The organism is Acinetobacter sp. AOR12_HL (assembly GCF_027855275.1).
GTDB classification, from domain to species: domain Bacteria; phylum Pseudomonadota; class Gammaproteobacteria; order Pseudomonadales; family Moraxellaceae; genus Acinetobacter; species Acinetobacter baumannii.
This window is the reverse complement of sequence record NZ_JAKTIJ010000010.1, coordinates 49,367-69,288: the sequence shown is the minus strand read 5'-3', so window position 1 is coordinate 69,288 and position 19,922 is coordinate 49,367. Positions and strand designations below refer to the sequence as shown.

Here is a 19,922-nt window from a genome sequence, read left to right as displayed (position 1 = left end):
TAATGAGCCTATATGCAACCCAAGATGAAAAGAAACAAGCTGCTGCGAAAGCTGCTTTAAAACACTTACCCAAAGGTGGCATTTTGGGGGTAGGAACTGGAAGTACTGTAAATTTCCTGATTGATTTATTGCCTGAACTACAATTAGAAGCAGCAGTAGCAAGTTCTCAAGCAACAGCAGATCGTCTTAAAAAATTAGGCATAGAAGTGGTTGATATGAACCATGTGGGTAGCCTTGATGCTTATGTTGATGGTGCAGATGAGATTGATCGTCACATGCATATGATTAAAGGCGGCGGCGCAGCATTAACTCGTGAAAAAATTGTAGCCTCAATTGCTAAAAAGTTTGTATGTATCGTTGATGATTCAAAATGGGTTGATCAACTTGGTCGTGATTTCCCATTACCTGTAGAAGTGATTCCAATGGCGCGTTCTGCTGTAGCTCGTAAATTGGTAAGCTTAGGGGGTGATCCGGTTTATCGTGAAGGTGTGGTAACAGATAACGGAAACGTTATTTTAGATGTATTTAATTTGAACATCTTAAATGCAATTGATTTGGAAAAGACAATTAATAATATTCCGGGCGTTGTGACTAACGGTATTTTTGCGTTAAATCCAGCAACGATTGCAATTGTTGCAACAAATGATGGTATTGAAGAGCGTACTGCACAGTAATGTCTGTGGAAATGCCAGAAATTAAAATTGTTCGTCACGTAAGGGCAAGAAAATTGCGCTTACGTGTTGAGCCTGCGTCTATACGACTTACTGTGCCGTTATTTTGTAGTAAGAAACAAATTCAGCAGTTTTTAGCTCAGTCTGAACAATGGTTAATCGAGACGTGGAATAAACAGCACCACGTTCAATCCACTTCGTTTGAAATTCCTTCAGAAATTTCTTTTTTTAATAGAGAACAGCCTTTTCAAATTGTTGTGCAGAAGCAACATCGTATTTTTCAATTTGATTGGGAAAATAGTTATTTATTTATTAAAGATCAACAACCCTATCAAGCTTTACAAAGTGCTGTTATTGCTTATGCAAAACAAGAGTTGCCAGTACTTTTGTCAGAGCTTAGCCAAAAAACTCGGCTGAGTTATGCAGAGTGTGCAATCCGACGTCCTAAAACTCGTTGGGGAAGTTGCAGTAGTCAACATAATATTATGCTGCATGCAGGTCTGGTTCTTATGCCTGTTCAAATTACCCGTTATGTTTGCATTCATGAACTAGCACACACCAAACACTTCGACCATAGTCCTGCATTTTGGGCCGAAGTTGCAAAGTTCGACCCTAACTATATGCAGCATCGCAGACAATTAAAAGGTAATCCATTGCCTGCATGGTGGTATGTTACAACTTAGCTAAAGCTACACTCTAATTGTGTTGTTTGTAAGACATCTGGTGCTTTGCGGCTATCAAGGCCTGCTTGAGCACTAACAATCTTGTTCGCTTTAATATGTAGCTGTATAAAATTATATTGCTGTGTTGAATTGTTAGGTTCGGATGAACTTGAGTTAAGTAAATAACTATAACTTGCAGCGTCGGTTTGCAGTAAGTTATCTGTACTATCTGCGCTTAAGGCAGAGCGATAGCTTTGAGAGCCTTTAATTAATTCAATTTGACCATTAGCACGGAAGTTAAGTTGGCAGCCTGTTGTACTGTCTTCATAGTGACCAACTAAATAGTCTGTAGCTGGTAGTTTTGGGTCAGAAATATTGATGCTAGTTAAACCTTGTTTACACGGGTAAGCTGAGCCATTGCAGGTCGCTGTAATGCCACTAAAGCCAACAGCACGTCGGTAATCTCCCGCACCATCTATACGGAAAAATTCAGACGTATTACCAGCAGGTATAATCCCCGAATATTGTTTCTTGTTCAGTAGATCATAACCTATTGGGTCTAGATGGGATTGATCTTGCAAATCTGCTAGTTTAAAGGTGGCTGCTCTTAGATTAGTGGCAAAATAATCACGTGTTACCTTTTGATTAGCTGCGATATCTAAAAGTGTGTTTTTTGCTGGATCAATATTATCAGGGGCTGAGGTGAAGATAGGGGTAAAAGATGTTTTGTCCCCAATAAGTTTTTTGCCGTCTAAATATCCATCTTTTAAATCTGTAGCGAGACTTTGGGTGAGATCTTGATAAGGTGAATTCGTATTATGGATGCTTGACCAATATTGAAGATAACCAAAGCTTAGATAACTATCCACATAAGTACTTGGCTTTGTGGTTGAGTATTTCAATAAATTTAAAATTGTAAGCGTACTTGCCGGACTTAAACTTGGAATATTGGTATCTTTAAACGCATTAAGAAGAGATCTGTAGACATCTTGAGAGGCTAAGTCAACATGTAATTGTTCAATACGGGTTGGGATAATTGTCTCATTAGGCAACTGACCTGAACGAATCACAGCACGTTGATAAATTGCTTCTGAACTTGGGCTGATCAATTGTGTTTTATTGCTTATCGAGCTTGGGGTAATAAAAGCGTGATAAACACCAGAAATATTTTGATATTCAGATTTGGTTGGATCAAATACTTGAGATGAGCCTTGGGTCGTGACTTCAACACGATAAAGACGATTTAGTTTTGTGCTTGGAAGTTTAATATCGTAACTCGTTAAACTGGCAACTTGGGTATCAATCAAAATACTATTGTCGGTATTATCATATACCTTGAGTTGAACATTGCGCATTTCGACAGGGGTTTTAAGCGTAATATCCGTCATGACTTCAGGAGTGGGTTCAGACGGTTTAGGCGTGTTAGATGAACCTCCGCTACTGCTACCACCACCACACCCAACAAGGGCTACACTTAAAATTAAAGTGGTGAGGCCGAGATAAGTGCACACTTTTATTTCTTTTGATTGATCAAGCATCCTAGCTCTCCAAAAATAAATTTGGTATTTATTTACTGATATTTGTTTGGTACTGACAGGCCGGCAAGTGCTATGTAATTATCGTTTAAAATAAAAAAATTAAAATTACCAAGCATGAAATGGTTTTGTAAGCCTAGACATCCTGTCATACTACCGCAAGTATAGATTCAAAATTTGAGGTAATGCACGTGATTTCTGTCGGAATTGTTGGTGGAACTGGTTATACAGGCGTTGAACTATTACGTATTTTATTACGACATCCAAAAGCGCAGGTTCGAGTTCTGACTTCACGTACAGAAGCGGGCAAACCAGTTGCTGATATGTTCCCAAACTTACGTGGGCATACAGATCTTCAATTTTCAGATTTAAACATTGATGCATTAAAAGAGTGTGATGTTGTATTTTTTGCAACTCCTCATGGTGTTGCGATGCAACATGCGAAAGATTTGATTGCGGCAGGCACCAAAGTTATTGATTTAGCTGCTGACTTTCGTTTACAGAATCTTGAACAATTTGAAAAGTGGTATGGTATGGAGCATGCTTGCCCAGATGTACTAAAAGATTCTGTTTATGGTTTAACCGAGTTAAATCGTGAAAAAATTAAGCAAGCTCAAGTCATTGGTAATCCGGGTTGTTACCCAACGACTGTTCAACTGGGCTTGGCTCCACTTTTAAAATCAGCACAAGCATTGATTGAAACAAAGAATATTATTATTGATGCAAAATCTGGTGTTTCTGGTGCTGGTCGTAAAGCAAGTTTGGGCATGATTTACAGTGAAAATGCGGATAACTTTAAAGCTTATGGTGTTGCAGGCCATCGCCACCATCCAGAGATTGTAGAGGCGTTGGAAAATATTGCAGGTAAGAAAGATGTTTTTGAGGGTCTTTTATTTGTTCCGCACCTAGTACCGATGATTCGCGGTATGTTAAGTACAATTTATGTAGACTTGACAGAAGCAGGTAAACAAACAGACTTACAAGCTTTGTATGAAAACTTCTATGCAAATGAAAAATTTGTAGATGTCATGCCTGCAAATAGTTCACCTGAAACTCGCAGCGTGCGCGGAGCAAATGAATTACGTATTGCTTTGTATAAACCACAACCAAATAAACTCATTATTTTGGCGGCTCAAGATAACCTTGTAAAAGGTGCATCTGGCCAGGCTGTACAAAATATGAACCTTATGTTTGGCTTTAATGAAGATGAAGGCTTACAAGGGATTGGTTTATTACCATAAAAAACTCTTTTTTGCTTCACACACATTTAAATTTCGATTTAAATGTGTGTCTTGACTCTGATCTTAAACACTGAGATGACGATGCAAAACTCGGAACAGACGACTTCTGTAGAAAGTTCGTTGCAAAAGAAAAAATTTTTAAACACCAATAAACCATTATTTATTGGTGCCGCTATTTTAATGAGTGGTTGTTTTGCGCTCGGCTATACAATTGGGCACCGTCAAGGTTTAACTGTTGTTGGTTACGATGCAGATGCAGAGCAATTGGTTGAGGTAGTGCAAAAACAAAAAACAGCATTAGATGCAGTTAACAAAAGTTTGAATGCGGCTGTACAAGAGCGTGATGTTGCTGTTACAAATGCCAATGATTTGTTTGAAGCACTTAATCAAGCCAATGCTGATAAAACGCAGCAAGAAGGTATGAGTAACATCTACCGTGAAATTTTAAGACAACGTGGTGGTTTAAGCTTAACAATTCAGAATTTGGCGATAAAACCGTTACCGGAAAATGCTTATGAATATCAGCTTGATCTGGTACAAGTTAGCCCGAGTAAACGCCGTGCTGCAGGTTCAGTTGAAATAAGACTGATTAAAGATACAGAAGTTTTAGTGGTACCACTTGAAGATAAGAACTTTAACTTCACTGATTTTGAGCGTTTGACTGGCCGATGGACGATGCCTAAGGGGTTCACACCTCAATTTATTGAAGTGCGTCTAACAGGCGGTTCTGATACACCGGTTATTAAGCGTTTTAGTTGGCAGCGTGGTAAACCTGTCGAAACACCTTCTGCTTTTGTTGCAGAAATTCCTCAAGCTGAAGCAAATTCACAATAGTAACATCATATGCGAACAAATAAGCGTCAAACAAATTTAAAAGATATTAAGGCTTCTTTTCAGCAGTCTGGCTATGTCGATTGGCACTTCAATCCACGCTTAAGTGATTCGCAAAACGAAGATCATGACGGAGAGGTTGTTGTGCAAACAGCACCTCCCGAACTCAAGCGTCCTCCCTTGTATGCAGTGGTATTATTGAATGACGATTACACGCCAATGGACTTTGTAATTGAAATTTTACAACAATACTTTGCAATGAATCTTGACCAAGCAACTCAAGTAATGCTAACAGTACACTATGAAGGTAAAGGTACTGCCGGGGTATATCCAAGAGACATCGCGGAAACCAAGGCAAACCTTGTTAATAATTACGCTCGATCGCAAGGTCATCCATTACTTTGCCAGATTGAGCCTAAAGCATAAGGGGGTCACATGCTCAGTCGTCAATTAGAAGTATCATTACGTTTGGCTGTTAGCATGGCTCGTCAAAAGAGACATGAGTTTCTTACAGTTGAACATTTACTATTAGCCTTACTCGATAACGATTCGGCTGTGAATGCATTAAAAGCATGCGGAGCTGATATTGTTTCTTTACGTAAAGAATTAGAAGAATATGTAGAACAACATACTCCTAAGCTTGGCGAAAATAGCGAGCAAGCTCCACATCCAACAGAAAGTTTCGACCGCATTTTGCAACGTGCAATTTTCCACGTTCAATCGAGTGGTGGTGACCGTACTGTTGAAGGTGCGGATGTTTTGGTCGCAATGTATTCAGAGCGTGATTCTTTTGCTGTTTATCTGCTTAAACGTCATCAAATTAATCGATTGACTTTAACTCAATACTTGTCTCATGGGACACGTAAAGACGAAGTTCAGGTTGAAGAAGAAGTTGAAGACATTGAGGGTGAAAGCAATTCAGGCAATGCCGGACCATTAGAACTTTATACGCTCAATTTAAATGTTGAAGCGCAAAAAGGTAAAACTGATCCACTCATTGGTCGTGAGAAAGAAATTGAGCGTACAGCACAAATTCTTTGCCGTCGTCGTAAAAACAATCCATTGTTGGTAGGCGACCCGGGTGTAGGTAAAACTTCAATTGCAGAAGGCCTTGCATGGCTCATTGTAAATGGTAAAGCACCAAAACCGCTAAGCCATGCAGAAATTTACAGCCTTGATATTGGTGCATTGGTTGCGGGTACAAAATATCGTGGTGACTTTGAAAAACGTTTAAAACAATTGTTAAACGCTTTGAAGAAAAATCCGAATGCGATTTTATTCATTGATGAAATTCATATGATCATTGGTGCAGGCTCTAGTATGGGCAGTACGATGGATGCTTCGAATCTCATCAAACCAGCTTTAGCAAATGGTACTTTACGCTGCATTGGATCAACAACGTTCCAAGAATATCGTCAGGTATTTGAAAAGGATCATGCGTTATCTCGTCGTTTCCAAAAAATTGATGTAAATGAACCGAGCATTTCTGAAACTATTGATATTTTACGTGGCTTGAAAACGAAGTTTGAAGATTTCCACCATGTACAGTATGACGACAAAGCTTTGGTTTCTGCGGTTGAGCTTTCTGCGAAATTTATTAATGATCGTTTCTTGCCAGATAAAGCGATTGATGTCATTGATGAAGCAGGTGCACAGCGCCGTCTAAAAGCAGAAAGTGAAGACAGCTTAATTACTGTAGAGAACATCGAAGATATCGTTTCTAAGATTGCGCGTATTCCGCCTAAAACTGTATCTAAAGATGATAAATCTGTACTTGAAAATCTTGAGCGTGACCTAAAACGTGTTGTATTTGGTCAAGATGAAGCAATTACTGCACTAGCTTCTGCAATCAAGTTGTCACGTGCTGGTTTGAAATCACCGGATAAACCTGTTGGTAGCTTTGTGTTTGCTGGTCCTACCGGTGTAGGTAAAACTGAGGTTACGAAGCAATTAGCAAAACTTTTAGGTGTAGAGCTTGTTCGTTTCGATATGTCTGAGTATATGGAACGTCATGCTGTTTCTCGTTTAATTGGTGCTCCTCCAGGCTATGTAGGTTATGACCAAGGTGGCTTACTCACAGATGCGATTCATAAAAATCCACACTGTGTGTTATTACTGGATGAAATTGAGAAAGCACATCCTGATGTGTTTAACCTGTTATTACAAATCATGGATCATGGTGCATTAACAGACAATAATGGTCGTAAGTCAGACTTTAGAAATGTCATTATTGTGTTGACGACGAACATTGGTGCAGAAAGTATTTCTCGTGCAAGCATTGGATTTACAGAGCAAGACCATAGTTCGGACAACCAAGAAGCCATGAAACGTGCATTCTCACCTGAATTCCGTAACCGTCTAGATGGTGTTATTCAATTCAAAGCTTTACCAACCACAGTGATTGAATCTGTAGTTGATAAGTTCTTGACAGAATTGCAAGCGCAGCTAGATGAAAAACGCGTAGTTTTAGATGTCGATCAAAGTGCACGCGACTGGTTGGCGACAAATGGTTATGATCGCTTAATGGGTGCTCGCCCAATGCAACGTCTCATTCAAGAACACTTGAAGAAACCATTAGCTGAAATGATTCTGTTTGGTGAACTTGCAGATCATGGCGGTAATGTGGCGGTATCAGTGAAGAAAGAAGATGGTAAAGCAGTGGGTCTAAAACTTGAAGTGTTTGAAGATCACCATACGGCAGAACCAGCTTAATTTATGTTAATTGATAGTCTTTCTATAACCCGAATATTTAGTGTGTTCGGGTTATTTATTATTACTGCAATCGCTGAGATTTTGGGTTGTTACTTTCCTTATCTTATTTTAAAAGAAGGGAAGTCTGCGTGGCTATGGTTACCTACAGCTCTGAGTTTGGCCGTGTTTGTCTGGTTGCTGACATTGCATCCTGCAGCTTCTGGACGGATTTATGCAGCCTATGGCGGTATTTATATTTTTACTGCGCTTATGTGGCTTCGTTTTGTAGATCAAGTCGCTTTAACCAGATGGGATATCTTAGGTGGTTTAATCGTGCTTTGTGGAGCAGGTTTAATTATTTTACAGCCACAAGGATTAATCCGTTAATTCTGAGAGTGATCAATTAAATTTTAAGTGAAAAAAATAAGAGATTTTTTCGCAAAAAATACTTGTCAAAGTCATCAACAATGCGTATTTTAGATTTAAGGAACTTTTTTTAATATTTGAGATAAAGATGTTAAATCAATCTGTGAATTCTAACGCTTACTTTTATTTCTGGCAATTTAGATAGTTGCCTGAGCGTATTCGGGCACGAGAGTTGCCCATCACAGTTAATACCTGATCGGCAACCCCGATCAGGTTTTTTTATGCTTTATCTTTTTCAAATCGAGGACTTCAAAATGAACAACATGACTTATTCATACTTTAGCAACTTTTATTGGTTTTACTTTTGCCTACCTTTGCCAACGAATAGATCCAAAACGCTCAAATAAATGATCGGACTGATTAGGTTTCAGTCCAAAGGAAAAGACCAATGAATGCCTTAAATAATTTACTAACTCAAAGCAATACAAAAGAAACACCAGTTAGTTTACCTGTTCAGTTAAAAGCTAAATATCCGCTTGTGCAGACCTTCGCACGACAAATTGCAGAACACCGTCAAATTATTCAAAATATTCTTGCTGGCAAAGATCAGCGCTTAATGGTTATTACAGGACCATGTTCAATTCATGACCCAGTTGCTGTACTTGAATACGCAGATAGATTGCAAAAATTACAAGAAAAAGTAAAAGATCAAATCTTCATTGTGATGCGTGCTTATATTGAAAAGCCGCGTACAACAGTAGGTTGGAAAGGGTTTATGTATGACCCAAATCTTGATGGTTCATCTAATCTACAATTAGGTTTAGAAAAATCGCGTGAGCTATATTTACAAATTATTGAAAAAGGCTTGCCGATTGCGAGCGAAATTTTAAGCCCAATGGCAACAGGCTATTTTGATGATTTATTGGCTTGGGGTGCAATTGGAGCTCGTACTAGTGAGTCTCAGATTCACCGTGAAATCTCAAGTCATATGCCATACAGTATTGGCTTCAAGAATGGTACGGATGGCTCAATTCAAATTGCTTTAGATGCTATTCAGTCTGCACAAAATGAGCATCAATTTTTAGGTATGAATCAGCAAGGTTTGCCTTCAGTGATTCAGAGTTCTGGAAATCCATTGCCACACTTGATTTTGCGTGGAGCCAATCATGGTCCTAATTATGATTTGGCTTCAATTCAGGCAATTAGAGAAAAGCACAAGCAAAACCTACCTGCCTTAGTTATTGACTGTAGTCATGGCAACAGTGGTAAAGATCCTTTACGTCAGCCAGAAGTTTTGCAGCAAATCGTTGCTGAACGTCTAAAAACTCAGGTAAAGGGTGTCATGATTGAAAGCCATTTAGTTGATGGTAACCAGAAGATTTCATGTGAAATGACTTATGGTCAGTCGGTAACGGACGGTTGTTTAGGGTGGGATAAAACTGAACAGCTTTTGTTAAATGTTGCTAAACAATTAAAAGCAAGTGAATTAGCTCATTCGGCTTAATGATGTAAACATTTAAAAAGGGATCTGTTTTAGCAGATCCTTTTTTTAAGAAGCATGTTTAAGTTCGGATAAAAAAGTAGTGATTTCATGCCCGAATTTTTTTGGCTCGGTTAATAATGGCGTGTGGCCTGAACGCTCAAAATAAATTGTTTTTGCATGTTCGACACTATGTGCAATCAGGGTTTGCCCCGTTTCTGGATAGAGTGTCGAATTGCGGCCAATAAAGAAAGTTGTTGGGCACTGTAATTGCTGAAGTGCTTCACGATAATCTTCATTGTGGAAAAGATAATTTTCGACATACCAAAATAAGTAGTCTAAACGTTGAATCGGAAGAAGATATTTTTGTAAAAATGGTTGTTTTAACGCAGTTTTAAAAACAAAAGGACTAAATGGATTGCTACTTTGCAATTCAATAAAATCTACCCATAAACGCACCAACTTTTGACGGTCCGGAAGTGATAATTCATACAGATATTTAGCATTTTTGTGAGTTGATAATAACTGATAAATATCGTTGAGTAATTGTTTAAATTGGGCATGTAATGGTCCAAATAACCCATATTGCCATGTAGCGTCTACTGAAATTTTAGGGGTTTGATCGATATGTAAATAGGCCTTTAACTGCTGAGCGAGATGAGCATGTTTCATGCCATGCATTGCAGTGGTGGCTCCCATTGAGTAGCCCATTAAAATAAATTTATCTAATTTTAATTGCTCAATTAAGTGAGCAACATCTTGCCAGTGGCTTGATATAGCATCTTGCTCGGGAATTGCACAATTTTTTGAACCGCCAAAGCCCCGCCAGTCGGGAATAATAAACTCGTATTCTTTACGATTTGCATAGATAAAAGGTAGCCATTGCCAACTTTGCATACCTAAACCGGATAAAACTAATACTGGTTCACCACGACCAACACGGCGTACAAATAAACTTTCCTGATCGGGCATGGTGTAATAAGGCATGATTATTCTCCAGATACATTATCTTGAGCAAAGAGTTTTAATTGCGGGATGACTTGTTCCAACCATTTGATCCACTCAGTTTCCATAGTAATGCCGAGTTCTAAGATCATTTTATGAATATATAACACTCGATTATTCAAATCATCGCTATCTTTAAAATCTTTATCGTAAATAGTTTGGTAAAGCTTAAGCTTTTCTTGGTGTAGACCAAGATGTCGTAACAGTTCGGGTAATATTTGATTATTGCCCAATTGCGCCTCAGCGCGCAATCTTACCATTAAGTCATCTCTAAGCTGTGCGGGTTCGCTTTGCTGTGTCATCCATGAAGCGAGTTCAATACGGCCAAGTTGTTCGACTTGATAAGTTTTTTTTCGGCCACTATCCATCTCATTTTCTAAAGTGGAAACCCAGCCTTTTTTAAGCATGTTATTGAGTTCACGATAAATTTGCTGATGTGTGGCATTCCAGAAAAAGCCCATAGATCGGTCAAAACGGCGGGCGAGTTCAAAGCCCGTGCTTGGCCGTTCTAGTAAACTGGTCAATAAAACATGAGGAAGTGACATGGCAATCCGTTTGTAAGCAAAAGTAAAGTGTGACTCATTAGATTATGCAACATGTTGCATAAAAGTCAAAATTTGATTATAAATTTGTGCAACAAGTTGCATTAAGCAAGCAGATTAGCAAGCCAAGGAGTTGTTATGTCGTTATATCCACATTTATTAAAACCATTAGATTTAGGTTTTACGACATTAAAAAATCGCGTATTGATGGGGTCTATGCATGTTGGTCTAGAAGAAGCGCCTGGTGGTTATGAGCGTATGGCAGCTTTTTATGCAGAACGTGCTAAAGGTGATGTTGGGCTCATTGTTACTGGCGGTATTGCACCCAATCAGGCAGGTTTAACCTTTGCTCATGCTTCTAAGTTAGATAGCACAGAAGAAGCCGAAAAACATAAAATCATTACCGAAGCTGTACATGCTGCTGGCGGGAAGATTGCATTACAAATATTACATACGGGCCGATATTCTTATCAGCCAGAGATTGTTGCGCCTTCGGCAATTCAGGCACCTATTAATCCCATTAAGCCTAAAGCAATGACTTCTGCTGAGGTCCAGCAAACGATTGATGATTTTGCAAACTGTGCGAAGCTTGCTCAATACGCTGGATATGACGGCGTTGAGATTATGGGTTCAGAAGGTTATTTAATTAACGAGTTTATTGCAGCCAGAACAAACCATCGTGATGATGAATGGGGTGGTAGCTATGAAAACCGTATTCGTTTTCCTGTTGAGATTGTAAAACGTACACGTGAAATAGTAGGTGAAAACTTTATTATTATTTACCGTTTATCAATGCTTGATTTAGTTGAAGGTGGTTCTACTTTAGAAGAAGTTATTCAACTTGCTAAAGCGATTGAAAAAGCTGGGGCTACGATCATTAATACGGGTATTGGCTGGCATGAAGCTCGTATTCCAACAATTGCTACCAAAGTACCAAGAGCTGCATTTACTTGGGTCACTGAAAAATTAAAAGGCGAAGTTTCAGTTCCATTAATTACCTCAAACCGTATTAATACACCTGAAATGGCTGAACATGTATTAGCGTCGGGTCATGCGGATATGGTTTCAATGGCACGTCCAATGCTTGCAGATCCTGAGTTTGTTTTAAAAGCAAGTGAAGGCCGTAGCGATGAAATTAATACGTGTATTGGCTGTAACCAAGCTTGTCTCGATCACATTTTCTCTATGAAAATTGCAACATGTTTGGTTAATCCTCGAGCATGTTATGAAACAGAACTAATCTTTAAAGAAGCACAAAAACAGAAAAATATTGCTGTCATTGGGGCCGGGCCAGCAGGTTTAAGTTTTGCTGTATATGCGGCAGATCGTGGACACCAAGTTAAAATCTTTGAAGCAAGTCATCAAATTGGTGGTCAGTTTAATATCGCTAAAACTGTGCCAGGTAAAGAAGAGTTCTACGAAACATTGCGTTATTTCAATCGTCAAATTGAATTACGCCCGAACATTGAACTTGTATTAAACCATCCAGCCACTTATGAAGAGCTAAGCCAATCAGACTTTGATGAAATAGTAGTTGCAACTGGTGTAACACCTCGTCAATTACAATTTGAAGGTATTGATCATCCAAAAGTGTTGAGCTACTTACAGGTGCTTAAAGAGCGTGCACCAGTAGGTCAGCGTGTTGCCATTATTGGTGCGGGTGGTATTGGTTTTGATACGGCTGAGTACCTAACCCATGAAGGTGAAAGTGGCAGTTTAAATCCAGAAAAATTTTATGAAGAGTGGGGTATTGATACTCACTATGAACATGTCGGAGGTTTAAAGCAGCCAAAAGTTGAAGCTTCTGAACGAGAAATCTATTTGTTGCAGCGTAAAGTTTCCTCAGTAGGTGCGGGATTGGGTAAAACGACTGGTTGGATTCACCGTACCGGGCTTAAGAACAGAAACGTGAAAATGTTAGCAGGTGTGCAATACGACAAAGTAGATGATCAAGGGCTTCATATTACTGTTGATGGCAAACCAACAGTGCTTGAGGTTGATAATGTTGTGATTTGCGCGGGTCAAGAATCATTTACTGCGATGTATGACCAATTAAAAGCAGATGGTAAGAATGTTCATTTGATTGGTGGTGCTAAAGAAGCAGGTGAGTTGGATGCTAAACGTGCTATTCGACAAGGTGCTGAACTAGCAGCGGTTCTTTAATGGCTTAAATGAGCATTGTCTTGGGTAAGAGAATGCTCATCACTAAAACCTATTTGAAGGAAAAATAAAAATGACACTCGAAATAACTAAACAGTCATTAGAAAAATGGCATCACATGATTCAATCAAATGACTTATCGAACTTAAATGATTTGCTGGCAGATGAAGTCGTTTTCCGTTCACCGGTTGCTTATAAACCTTATGAGGGAAGACAAGTTGTTTTCTTTATTCTCACCAATGTAATTCAGGTATTTCAGAATTTTACCTATCATCGAGAGTTTTACACGGAAAATGGTGAAAATGTAGTGCTGGAGTTTAGTGCGAATGTAGGAGATAAATCATTAAAAGGTATCGATATGATTCGTTTTAATGAGCAGGGTAAAATTATTGATTTTGAAGTAATGATTCGTCCATTGAGCGGTTTAGCTGCATTAGCTGAGCAAATGGGCATACGAATAGCTCAATTTAAACCTCAATAATTTTGTTAAATAGCCTAAGAAAGAATATTGAGGTATATAAAAATGTGGTTAAAACTTTCAACATTTTTTTTATTACCCGTATTGTTCATACAAGGTCATAAAGTTCGAAAGAACACACCACGTTTAGCAGAAGCCAAAGGTGAACGAGAAGGTAGAGCTGGTCAAGGTAAATCTTTATCTCTGCTTATTTTGGGGGATTCTGCCGCAGCAGGTGTTGGTGTAGAAAATCAGAAAGATGCTTTGTCTGGTGCTATTATTCAAGAACTGCAAAATGAATTTTCCCTACAGTGGAAACTTCATGCTAAAACTGGCGATACAACTCGACAAGTTTTTAATGCTTTGCAGCATTTAGAAGAGCAGAAGTATGATGTGATTGTGACATCTATTGGTGTAAATGATGTCACAAAGTTGATCTCTGCTAAATCATGGATTAAACAACAGAAGCAATTATTTGAGCATATACAGAAACGTTTTCAGCCAAAGTTGATTATCGTTTCCGGTGTGCCTCCAATGCAACATTTCCCGGCTTTACCGAATCCACTAGCTTGGTTGTTTGGGCAATATGCAGAGCAAATGAATCAAAAATTACAACAATGGTTAGCACCACAAAGCCATTTTAAGTTTCTTGAATATGATATTGAAACTTTTCAAGCCATGAACTTGCCTATGGCAAGTGACGGTTTTCATCCAAGTAAAGAAGTTTACGCAGTTTGGGGACGGCAGGTTGCAGCCATAGTGCGGCAATCATTTAACTCATAGTCATAGGTAGTTATTGGATATGGGCATATCTGTTTTTAATAAAATTAAAGATTTCGGTTCGGAGCTGTTCGATTTAGTGTTGGGCGCTGAGCATCCAAAAGTTTATTATCATCCTCAAGGAAAAATAAAAGATATTTTGGATAAGTTGCCACAACTTAAACAGAAATATCGTCCTACGCCTTGGCTCACAAATAGTCATGTTCACTTACTTTATTTTGATCTTATTAGAAAACAAACAATAAAGTTGGCATATGATCGAATTGATCAACTCACTATGAGTGATGGTGGTATTACCGCAATTGCTTGGTATGGCTATAACTTACCGCCAGATACACCAACAGTTGTAATTATGCATACCATTACAGGTACACCTGAGAGTATGCGTGAATTGGTACGCGATTTAAATCAATACACAGGCTGGCGAATTGCATTATGCCTGCGCCGTGGTCACGCAGGTTTGCCAATGCCTGTGCCGCAAATTTCTCTATTTGGTTCTACGAGTGATTTAAAAGAACAACTTAACCATATTCAAAGTTTATTTCCGGCATCGGATTTATATGCGGTAGGTTCTTCGGCCGGTACGGGGCTGCTAGTTCGTTATTTGGGTGAACAAGGCGAAGATACGCCTTTTAAAGCTGCTTTTGCGATGTGTCCGGGCTATAACACGGAAATTGGTTTTAAAAATGTCCATCCTTTTTACAGTAAAATGATGACTAAGAAGCTCTTCAAGTATTTTATTTATCCGTACCAAAATACATGGAGTCAGATTGCATCTTTAGAGAAAGTTTTATCAGCAACCAATTTAGAAGAATTTGAAAAAGAATACTTCGAGATGGCGGGTTTTGAAGATTATGAAACTTACTGTAAATCTATTAACCCGATTTATGTATTCGAAAATATTAAAATTCCTTTAATGATTTTGAATGCTGAAGATGACCCTGTATGTTCTATTAAAAATTTAGAGCCATATAAAGAGCCAATTCAGAAGATGAGCAATGTTGCTGTGGTGACAACGAAAAAAGGAAGTCATTGTGCATTTTATGAGGGATGGCGCAGTACATCGTGGGCAGCACGTCTCATGGCTGATTATTTTTTAATTGAACATAATAAATAGATAATCTTTGAATAAAAATAAAGCCCAGATCTCGGGCTTTATTTTTATACCTTAAGATAAGAGGGGTGATCTATCACTTATTCCAAGTTTTACTTTTGTAGCGGCAACTAAAGCTTTTTCATCTGTCTGGTTGGGGTGAAAATCAAAACGATAGTATTCAAGAAATTTAGGAATCAACACTTTATATTGTTTGCTCGCAAACTTAAAAAAGTTGCGCCAAGTTTTGAAATTGGTCAGTTGCTTATCTCGTTTCATTAGAACAATATGGTAAATAGTTGAAAAGGCTGTAATCAAAACTAAACTGAATGTAAAAATGCCAACACGTGGAATATATGCATCTAATCCGTTGCCATATAGATGTTGATATAAATCGAATGCAACAGCTTTATGCTCGGTTTCTTCTACACTGTGCCATAACCATAGGTTGCGAATAGTGTTGTCGGTCATAAGCTCATTTACGGATTGCATCATGCTGACTACCAGAACAGCTGTATAGTGTTCTAATCCAACAGTTACCAATAAATTCCATTTTTTACTAAAAACTTTCTCAATAGCTTTAAGAACAATACCTGTAGCTTTCTCTAGTGATTCTGGATTTAAACCATATTGTTGTGCACTGACATGGAAAGCATGATGTTCTTTAGAATGCATTGCTTCTTGACCAATAAATGCACCTATTTCTCTATCTAGAATTTCATTCTCTTTAGCTTTAGCTCGTAAAGCACGGACAGATCTAACAAAGTATGATTCACCTTCAGGAAATAAAGTTGAAAGACCCGTGAAATAGTGGGTGAGAGAAGGCTCATGATTGCACCAATAGCGCGGAGTATCTTCAAAATTGTAGTCCATGCGGCGGACAGGAAAAGAGGCTAGTGTACGGTTTAAAGCTGTTTTCATTTTCTTGCTCCAATCTTCTTTTAGATTAAGTTCCAAAAAGGAACTTGTTAATAAAAATTATAAGCAGACTAGATTGGAGTCAATAAATTTCGAATGATTGAAAATAGATTGTCCTAAAATGATAGACAGGAGAGCTTTAAAGACAAAAAGTAATAAAATTAAATTTATTTATATTATGACTATTTATATAAATGCCCAAATTAAAAAAATAATTTGGGCATTCTTGAACAGAAGCTTAGTTCTTAAGTGCTGGTGTTGCAGCAGCAATAGCAGCAGCAACGGCATCATCTTCTGTGTTCGCAGGCTCAGTTGCCTTAGCAGCTGGTTTTGACTGAGCTTTTTCCGGTTTAGGTTCAGCTTTAGGCTCAGGTTTTTTTTCTGGTTTAGGTTCTACTTTTGGTGTCTCAGATTTAGGTTGTTCAGCAACTTGTGTCTGTGAAGATTCATCAGAACGCGCAGGACGAGTTTCACGGCGAATTTCAGTTGTCGTGTTAGCAGTTTCTTCACGATGAACTTCAACTTGTGGTTGCTCTTGAACTTGAGCTTCTTGAGTATCTACACTCTCTAAAGATTCAAATTTTGCAGGCTTCTGTGGTTGAGGTTCTGAAACAGCAGTTTCAACCTTGTCTTGCTCTTCTTCTTTCGGTGTCTCTTTTTTAACGCATGCGGTTAACAATAGTCCAGCCGCAATTGCAGCACAGATTAAAAGTTTTTTATTTGCCATTGCCCTAAACAACATTTAATTGAGGAATTGGCATTATAACAGTAAATAGCTATGAAAAAATCATGTCAGATTGAGCTAATTTTTTATTAAAAATGCTGATAGAATAACCAGTTGTTTATTGTTCTTTGAATTGATGCGGTTTGACTTTGCTTTATAGGGGCAGAGTACAGTAAAATTGCCAAACATTGTAGGCCGATTTCGGCTTGATTGTACGAGAAACTTAATGACCCATTTTATTTTTGTCACTGGTGGTGTGGTTTCATCGCTAGGTAAAGGTATTTCTGCTGCTTCTGTTGCTGCACTTTTGGAAGCTCGTGGCTTAAAAGTCACAATGGTTAAAATGGATCCTTATATTAATGTCGATCCAGGGACAATGAGCCCATTCCAGCATGGTGAAGTTTTTGTTACCGAAGATGGTGCAGAAACAGATCTGGATCTGGGTTATTACGAACGTTTCTTACGTCGCGCGAAAATGACCAAACTAAACAACTTCACTAGTGGTCGTGTATATCAAGACGTTTTAAATAAAGAGCGTCGTGGTGATTACTTAGGTGGTACAGTTCAGGTTATTCCTCATATTACCGACAATATTAAAGAACGTGTACTCCGCGCAGGCGAAGGTTATGATGTTGCTATCGTAGAGATCGGTGGTACCGTAGGTGATATTGAATCTTTACCGTTTATGGAGTCGGTTCGTCAGTTAATGGTTGAGCTTGGTCATAAACGTACCATGCTTATGCATTTAACTTTGTTGCCATATATTAAGTCAGCAGCGGAGTTAAAAACCAAACCAACTCAGCACTCTGTAAAAGAGTTACTTTCAATCGGTATTCAGCCAGATATTCTTATCTGTCGTACTGAGTATGATGTTGATGCAGACACTAAACGTAAGATCGCGTTATTCACTAACGTTGAGGCTCGTGCGGTTGTCGTGTGTAAAGATGCGAAAACGATCTATCAAATTCCACGTGGCTTCTATGAGCAAAACGTAGATGACCTGATTTGTGAACGTTTTGGTTTTACTGATTTACCGGAAGCTGACTTAACTGATTGGGATAATGTTGTAGAAGCATTACTTAACCCAGAATACACAGTACGTGTAGCAATGGTCGGTAAGTATGTTGAATTACCGGATGCTTATAAATCTGTAAACGAAGCATTGTTACATGCTGGTATTAAAAATCGCGTAAAAGTACAAATTGATTATGTCAATGCTGAAGAGCTTGAAAGTCAAGATGTTTCTATTTTGAAAACAGCTGATGCGATTTTAGTTCCTGGTGGTTTTGGTGAGCGTGGTACTGAAGGCAAAATGAAAGCTATTCAATACGCACGTGAAAATGGTATTCCTTTCTTGGGAATCTGTTTGGGTATGCAGTTGGCTGTTATTGAATATGCTCGCCATGTTGCAGGTATGCCAGAAGCTTCTTCTACAGAATTTAACCGTTCTACAAAATATCCATTGATTGGTTTAATTACCGAATGGTTAGATGAGCGCGGTGAATTACAACAGCGTAGCCTTGAGTCTGACTTAGGCGGAACAATGCGTTTAGGTGCACAAAAATCAGAATTGGTTGAAGGCACAAAAACTCGTGAAGTTTACGGAAAAGCTGAGATTACCGAACGTCATCGTCACCGTTATGAAATGAATAATCGTTTCATTGAAGCGATTGAACAAGCGGGCATGAAGATTTCTGGTTATTCTTCAGCGCAACATTTAGTTGAAACTGTAGAAATTCCTGAACATCCTTGGTTTATTGCTGTACAATTCCACCCGGAATTTACAAGTTCACCACGTGATGGACATCCATTATTTGCTAGTTTTATTGACGCTGCAAAAACACAGCATCAAAAAAGTAAGTAATGCGATTTTAAAATAAACTGGGAAAGTTTAAATGTCACAATTAAAACCACAAGAAGTTGTACGTTTAGGCGATATACAAATGGCAAATCATTTGCCATTTGTATTATTTGGCGGAATGAACGTACTCGAGTCAAAAGATTTAGCTTTTGAAATTGCTGAAACTTATATTGATATTTGTAAACGCCTGGATATTCCTTATGTATTTAAGGCGAGTTTTGATAAAGCAAACCGTTCTAGTTTGCATTCATTCCGTGGTCCTGGACTTGAAAAAGGTATTGAATGGTTAGGCGACATTAAAAAACATTTTAATGTACCCATTATTACCGACGTTCACGAACCATATCAGGCAGCGCCAGTTGCCGAAGTCGCTGATATTATCCAGCTTCCTGCTTTCTTAAGCCGTCAAACTGATCTTGTTGAAGCAATGGCGAAAACCCAAGCTATTATCAACATTAAAAAAGCACAGTTCTTGGCTCCTCATGAAATGCGCCATATTTTGCATAAATGTTTAGAAGCGGGAAATGACAAACTTATTCTTTGTGAGCGTGGCTCAGCATTTGGCTATAACAATTTAGTTGTAGACATGCTTGGCTTTGACATCATGAAAGAAATGAATGTACCTGTATTCTTTGACGTGACTCATGCTTTACAAACTCCAGGTGGTCGTTCAGATTCAGCTGGTGGTCGCCGTGCTCAAATTACAACTTTAGCGCGCGCAGGTATGGCAACAGGTTTAGCGGGATTATTCCTAGAGTCTCATCCAGATCCAGATAAAGCGAAATGTGATGGACCATCTGCATTGCGCTTGTCACAGCTTGAGCCATTCTTGGCACAACTAAAAGAATTGGATACTTTAGTTAAAGGATTCAAAAAGTTAGATACTCATTGATGCAGGAATTTGC

General features: G+C 38.6%; 19 protein-coding genes. 14 read left to right on the top strand and 5 right to left on the bottom strand.

What is annotated here, in order from left to right; genetic code table 11:
* Positions 1-2 precede the first annotated feature (2 nt).
* Both rpiA and MKL36_RS03450 read left to right on the top strand, forming a co-directional pair.
* Positions 3-674, top strand: a complete 672-nt coding sequence (gene rpiA, locus MKL36_RS03455; RefSeq protein WP_000061059.1) for a ribose-5-phosphate isomerase RpiA — start codon at positions 3-5, stop codon at positions 672-674.
* Positions 674-1,354 (top strand): YgjP family zinc-dependent metalloprotease, encoded by a 681-nt coding sequence (locus tag MKL36_RS03450; RefSeq protein WP_002069951.1) that lies wholly within the window; start codon positions 674-676, stop codon positions 1,352-1,354. Before rpiA ends, MKL36_RS03450 begins: the two co-directional genes overlap by 1 nt.
* On the opposite strand, the gene MKL36_RS03445 is transcribed toward MKL36_RS03450, so the two are convergent.
* Positions 1,351-2,871 carry a hypothetical protein gene (locus MKL36_RS03445; protein WP_000886876.1) on the bottom strand — a complete coding sequence of 507 codons (1,521 nt, stop codon included), beginning with the start codon at positions 2,869-2,871 and terminating at the stop codon, positions 1,351-1,353. The two genes, MKL36_RS03450 and MKL36_RS03445, sit on opposite strands and share 4 nt — an antisense overlap.
* Before the next feature lie 182 nt (positions 2,872-3,053).
* Between MKL36_RS03445 and argC the strand changes: the two genes are divergently transcribed.
* From argC to MKL36_RS03415, 6 genes are all read left to right on the top strand, one after another.
* The gene (gene argC / locus MKL36_RS03440; RefSeq protein WP_000558176.1) at positions 3,054-4,109 is read left to right on the top strand and encodes an N-acetyl-gamma-glutamyl-phosphate reductase; all 1,056 of its coding nucleotides are present in this window, start codon (positions 3,054-3,056) and stop codon (positions 4,107-4,109) included.
* Positions 4,110-4,184: 75 nt separating this feature from the next.
* Positions 4,185-4,943, top strand: coding sequence for a DUF6776 family protein (locus tag MKL36_RS03435; protein ID WP_085940527.1), 759 nt, complete (start codon positions 4,185-4,187; stop codon positions 4,941-4,943).
* 9 nt (positions 4,944-4,952) lie between these two features.
* A complete protein-coding gene (gene clpS / locus MKL36_RS03430) occupies positions 4,953-5,366 on the top strand; it encodes an ATP-dependent Clp protease adapter ClpS (RefSeq protein WP_001260033.1) in 414 nt (137 codons plus the stop codon).
* A gap of 9 nt (positions 5,367-5,375) precedes the next feature.
* On the top strand, positions 5,376-7,652 hold the full coding sequence (gene clpA, locus MKL36_RS03425; protein WP_000952702.1) for an ATP-dependent Clp protease ATP-binding subunit ClpA: 2,277 nt from the start codon (positions 5,376-5,378) through the stop codon (positions 7,650-7,652).
* Positions 7,653-7,655: 3 nt separating this feature from the next.
* Positions 7,656-8,018, top strand: coding sequence for a YnfA family protein (locus MKL36_RS03420; protein WP_002046863.1), 363 nt, complete (start codon positions 7,656-7,658; stop codon positions 8,016-8,018).
* A gap of 427 nt (positions 8,019-8,445) precedes the next feature.
* Positions 8,446-9,501, top strand: a complete 1,056-nt coding sequence (locus MKL36_RS03415; protein ID WP_005128524.1) for a 3-deoxy-7-phosphoheptulonate synthase — start codon at positions 8,446-8,448, stop codon at positions 9,499-9,501.
* A 45-nt stretch (positions 9,502-9,546) separates the two neighbouring features.
* On the opposite strand, the gene MKL36_RS03410 is transcribed toward MKL36_RS03415, so the two are convergent.
* Complete coding sequence (locus MKL36_RS03410) at positions 9,547-10,464, bottom strand: alpha/beta fold hydrolase (RefSeq protein ID WP_001147225.1); 918 nt, start codon at positions 10,462-10,464, stop codon at positions 9,547-9,549.
* Positions 10,465-10,466: 2 nt separating this feature from the next.
* Entirely contained in the window at positions 10,467-11,027 is a 561-nt protein-coding gene (locus MKL36_RS03405; RefSeq protein ID WP_000056571.1) for a PadR family transcriptional regulator, read from the bottom strand.
* A 135-nt stretch (positions 11,028-11,162) separates the two neighbouring features.
* Between MKL36_RS03405 and MKL36_RS03400 the strand changes: the two genes are divergently transcribed.
* The 4 genes from MKL36_RS03400 (at position 11,163) to MKL36_RS03385 (ending at position 15,538) form a co-directional block, all read left to right on the top strand.
* Positions 11,163-13,187 carry an NADPH-dependent 2,4-dienoyl-CoA reductase gene (locus tag MKL36_RS03400; protein ID WP_021511205.1) on the top strand — a complete coding sequence of 675 codons (2,025 nt, stop codon included), beginning with the start codon at positions 11,163-11,165 and terminating at the stop codon, positions 13,185-13,187.
* Positions 13,188-13,257: 70 nt separating this feature from the next.
* Positions 13,258-13,665 (top strand): nuclear transport factor 2 family protein, encoded by a 408-nt coding sequence (locus tag MKL36_RS03395; protein WP_000171431.1) that lies wholly within the window; start codon positions 13,258-13,260, stop codon positions 13,663-13,665.
* A 42-nt stretch (positions 13,666-13,707) separates the two neighbouring features.
* Positions 13,708-14,424 carry an SGNH/GDSL hydrolase family protein gene (locus MKL36_RS03390; RefSeq protein ID WP_021511206.1) on the top strand — a complete coding sequence of 239 codons (717 nt, stop codon included), beginning with the start codon at positions 13,708-13,710 and terminating at the stop codon, positions 14,422-14,424.
* A gap of 19 nt (positions 14,425-14,443) precedes the next feature.
* Positions 14,444-15,538, top strand: coding sequence for a YheT family hydrolase (locus MKL36_RS03385; RefSeq protein ID WP_021511207.1), 1,095 nt, complete (start codon positions 14,444-14,446; stop codon positions 15,536-15,538).
* A gap of 51 nt (positions 15,539-15,589) precedes the next feature.
* On the opposite strand, the gene MKL36_RS03380 is transcribed toward MKL36_RS03385, so the two are convergent.
* Positions 15,590-16,435: a metal-dependent hydrolase gene (locus MKL36_RS03380; RefSeq protein ID WP_021511208.1), complete on the bottom strand. Its 846-nt coding sequence runs from the start codon at positions 16,433-16,435 to the stop codon at positions 15,590-15,592.
* 235 nt (positions 16,436-16,670) lie between these two features.
* Entirely contained in the window at positions 16,671-17,159 is a 489-nt protein-coding gene (locus MKL36_RS03375) for a hypothetical protein (RefSeq protein ID WP_001284535.1), read from the bottom strand.
* A gap of 223 nt (positions 17,160-17,382) precedes the next feature.
* On the opposite strand from MKL36_RS03375, the gene MKL36_RS03370 reads away from it, so the two are divergent.
* A complete protein-coding gene (locus MKL36_RS03370; protein ID WP_000148658.1) occupies positions 17,383-19,020 on the top strand; it encodes a CTP synthase in 1,638 nt (545 codons plus the stop codon).
* A 31-nt stretch (positions 19,021-19,051) separates the two neighbouring features.
* Positions 19,052-19,909, top strand: coding sequence for a 3-deoxy-8-phosphooctulonate synthase (kdsA, locus tag MKL36_RS03365; RefSeq protein ID WP_000080538.1), 858 nt, complete (start codon positions 19,052-19,054; stop codon positions 19,907-19,909).
* Positions 19,910-19,922 lie beyond the last annotated feature (13 nt).

What these genes read in the sequence shown, in the direction of transcription:
- rpiA (WP_000061059.1), top strand. Translation starts at nt 3, where the DNA reads ATGAGCCTATATGCAACCCAAGATGAAAAGAAACAAGCTGCTGCGAAA.
- MKL36_RS03450 (WP_002069951.1), top strand. Translation starts at nt 674, where the DNA reads ATGTCTGTGGAAATGCCAGAAATTAAAATTGTTCGTCACGTAAGGGCA.
- MKL36_RS03445 (WP_000886876.1), bottom strand. Translation starts at nt 2,871, where the DNA reads ATGCTTGATCAATCAAAAGAAATAAAAGTGTGCACTTATCTCGGCCTC.
- argC (WP_000558176.1), top strand. Translation starts at nt 3,054, where the DNA reads ATGCACGTGATTTCTGTCGGAATTGTTGGTGGAACTGGTTATACAGGC.
- MKL36_RS03435 (WP_085940527.1), top strand. Translation starts at nt 4,185, where the DNA reads ATGACGATGCAAAACTCGGAACAGACGACTTCTGTAGAAAGTTCGTTG.
- clpS (WP_001260033.1), top strand. Translation starts at nt 4,953, where the DNA reads ATGCGAACAAATAAGCGTCAAACAAATTTAAAAGATATTAAGGCTTCT.
- clpA (WP_000952702.1), top strand. Translation starts at nt 5,376, where the DNA reads ATGCTCAGTCGTCAATTAGAAGTATCATTACGTTTGGCTGTTAGCATG.
- MKL36_RS03420 (WP_002046863.1), top strand. Translation starts at nt 7,656, where the DNA reads ATGTTAATTGATAGTCTTTCTATAACCCGAATATTTAGTGTGTTCGGG.
- MKL36_RS03415 (WP_005128524.1), top strand. Translation starts at nt 8,446, where the DNA reads ATGAATGCCTTAAATAATTTACTAACTCAAAGCAATACAAAAGAAACA.
- MKL36_RS03410 (WP_001147225.1), bottom strand. Translation starts at nt 10,464, where the DNA reads ATGCCTTATTACACCATGCCCGATCAGGAAAGTTTATTTGTACGCCGT.
- MKL36_RS03405 (WP_000056571.1), bottom strand. Translation starts at nt 11,027, where the DNA reads ATGTCACTTCCTCATGTTTTATTGACCAGTTTACTAGAACGGCCAAGC.
- MKL36_RS03400 (WP_021511205.1), top strand. Translation starts at nt 11,163, where the DNA reads ATGTCGTTATATCCACATTTATTAAAACCATTAGATTTAGGTTTTACG.
- MKL36_RS03395 (WP_000171431.1), top strand. Translation starts at nt 13,258, where the DNA reads ATGACACTCGAAATAACTAAACAGTCATTAGAAAAATGGCATCACATG.
- MKL36_RS03390 (WP_021511206.1), top strand. Translation starts at nt 13,708, where the DNA reads ATGTGGTTAAAACTTTCAACATTTTTTTTATTACCCGTATTGTTCATA.
- MKL36_RS03385 (WP_021511207.1), top strand. Translation starts at nt 14,444, where the DNA reads ATGGGCATATCTGTTTTTAATAAAATTAAAGATTTCGGTTCGGAGCTG.
- MKL36_RS03380 (WP_021511208.1), bottom strand. Translation starts at nt 16,435, where the DNA reads ATGAAAACAGCTTTAAACCGTACACTAGCCTCTTTTCCTGTCCGCCGC.
- MKL36_RS03375 (WP_001284535.1), bottom strand. Translation starts at nt 17,159, where the DNA reads ATGGCAAATAAAAAACTTTTAATCTGTGCTGCAATTGCGGCTGGACTA.
- MKL36_RS03370 (WP_000148658.1), top strand. Translation starts at nt 17,383, where the DNA reads ATGACCCATTTTATTTTTGTCACTGGTGGTGTGGTTTCATCGCTAGGT.
- kdsA (WP_000080538.1), top strand. Translation starts at nt 19,052, where the DNA reads ATGTCACAATTAAAACCACAAGAAGTTGTACGTTTAGGCGATATACAA.